The organism is Segatella buccae ATCC 33574 (genome assembly GCF_000184945.1).
Lineage (GTDB): Bacteria > Bacteroidota > Bacteroidia > Bacteroidales > Bacteroidaceae > Prevotella > Prevotella buccae.
Genome location: NZ_GL586311.1, coordinates 1,158,648 through 1,160,964 on the forward strand (window position 1 = coordinate 1,158,648; position 2,317 = coordinate 1,160,964).

Below are 2,317 nucleotides of genomic sequence, written 5' to 3' on the forward strand. Positions count from 1 at the left end.
TGGTTGCAGGCATCGTATTCAATCATGGCGATGCCGCGCGTTTCGTCCGATTGCAGGGCTCCACAGCCATTGTAGGCGAGCCGATGTTCCCCTTTTTCGTTCAGGCCGAACGCCCCTTCATATAATATAGGCTCTGCATCCTCTTTGATCACCACCAGTTGGTTGCCATTGTATGAAAGGTGCAGATTGTCTATTTTGCCGTATTGCCCGTCTTGTTTCAGCCCGCTGCGCTGCAGGCCCGTGATGTTGCCGTTTGTGTCATATTCGAGTGTCTCATCGTAGTGGCCTGCATTGTCGCTGAGGTCATCACGCTCTCCATAGGCGGCATTGGCCATGCGGTTGAGGTGGTCGTAGGTAAACCTGTACCCACGCTTTTGCCCGTATTCCGCATTTTCCCATGTGAGGCTGCTGATATTGCCGTTGTAGCATGGGGTTCCGGCTGATATTTCATCGAACTTGACTTTCATACTCGTGTGGAAAAATTTGCCCCCCCGCCTGAATATATTGGGCAGGTGAGAATGAACATGTTTTCTTATAAAAACAGGAGCTTCAAAGGATATATACCTCTAAACATCGCTCGTGTCAACATACTTTAATTTGGACAATTCCGCTTTGCCCGGCTTGCTGATTTCTAAAAAGAGAACATCGTCTTTGTAGAAATAGGGCCTGACCCACCTCACGCTGTCTTTCTCGTCCAGGCATACGATGATGAGCCGACGGTCATTATAGTAATAGCCCACGATGTCGCCCACAACGAAATAATCGGTAGCTTTATATCCATGCTTCTGAAAGTCAGACTTTTTGTATGCCCGGGAATCCCAGCCAAAAATGGTTCCATCATAATCATCATATATAAAATAGAAGTGCCATTTGTATTTTGGCCCCCACCGGGCGGCAAGAGTGTTGGCGTTCATCGGCAGGAGGTTGTAGTCAAAAAAACTCCGCCCCACATAATACCGCTTCACGTCATAATAGAAAAAGCATGCTGCTGCGGCCAAGAATAGTAGAATCCATCTGATTTTTTTCATTGTTTTGTGGTGTTTAGGGGGATTTATCTTATATCGGTTTTACGGTGCACGTGAACCAGCTCGCTTATCCAATATCTGTACATCACATGATTCCGTCTGTTATATTTCAGTATATAATCCTCAGACGGTCTCATTCTGCGCACATGGTCATACACATCGTTGGACATCTTAAATTGAAAAACAACTTTTTCCCCTGTGTCCGTGACAAAGCTGCATTCGTCTATAGACAGCCCTTTCACTATTTCCGATGGTTTCAACGACACAATGTGCCTTCGTCTCAAGTCTTCTCCCCTTATGGATAAAGAGAAGAACACATGGGGCTCCTTACCATTTGACACGTGCCATAGGCTCACTTGTGGATCTATACAAAGCGGACTATCCTTGTAGTTAACCACAAGACGTGACAAGTGGCTTGTATTTTCAAACCGCAGCAGAGTGTCAGAATGGCTTGGGCTCCAGTCTTTCTTGGCCACGAATCCTAAACGTAGAAAATTGCCATTCTTATAGTATTGTTTAGTGACAATTGAATAGTAAGCATCTACACCACACAGGTTAAATTCAATGGCTCGATTGTCTTTGCATGCTATGCACAGCAAAAGGCAGCATAGACCTAAAACCATTTTGATTTTATTAATACGTTCCATTTTTTTATTCGGGTATTCTTTTGTACAAAAATTCTGTTGTTCCGCCCCATCATGGTAAATTCATTGAAATAATTGTATTTCTTAAATTCAGATTTTTGGGGATGTCCTTTACTTGATAAAATATCCTTGTTTCATGTTTTATTTGTTGTTTTAAAGTCAATGCTTTTACTTGTCCTTCCGACTTGCTAACGGCATTCTTTCCTGAGTTCGAACCTAAACGGGAAAACGATGAGGTCTCTATTCATTCTTTCCAAATCTTTATTCCATATCACTTCATGGCTGATGATTCTTTTTAAAGCAGCGACGGTTTTCCTTTCGGACTTGGAAAGAGTTTTTCTGTTTGCAACGTTGATCCTTACAGCTTTTGTTTTTCCATTCCGTTCTGCCTTGCAGTATATGGTAAAGAGTCAACCAGCAAGTGCAATATTACGCATAATATTTGTAAAACTCCTGCTTTGGTGTTGAAAAGTTCAATTTTTCCCTTGGTCTTCTGTTGATTTTCGCCTGTATCATCTTAATTCTTTTGTCTGTGACGGTACTTATATCCGTCCCTTTTGAATATATTGTCTGATGAGCTTGTTGGTGTTCTCCACAGCCCCTTTCTGCCATGAAGAGTATGCGTCCGTGAAATAGATATCCACCCCC

Annotated in this window: 1 protein-coding gene and 2 pseudogenes; all 3 read right to left on the bottom strand. The window is 42.9% G+C overall.

What is annotated here, in order from left to right; translation table 11 throughout:
• Positions 1-467 (bottom strand): annotated as a pseudogene (locus HMPREF6485_RS14130) (RHS repeat-associated core domain-containing protein); the annotation flags it as partial.
• A gap of 99 nt (positions 468-566) precedes the next feature.
• Positions 567-1,028, bottom strand: a complete 462-nt coding sequence (locus HMPREF6485_RS04410; RefSeq protein ID WP_004344960.1) for a hypothetical protein — start codon at positions 1,026-1,028, stop codon at positions 567-569.
• Positions 1,029-2,098: 1,070 nt separating this feature from the next.
• Positions 2,099-2,317, bottom strand: a pseudogene (locus HMPREF6485_RS14340) (transposase); the annotation flags it as partial.

Excerpts from the sequence above, each read along its gene's own strand:
- HMPREF6485_RS04410 (WP_004344960.1), bottom strand. The coding sequence starts at position 1,028 with ATGAAAAAAATCAGATGGATTCTACTATTCTTGGCCGCAGCAGCATGC.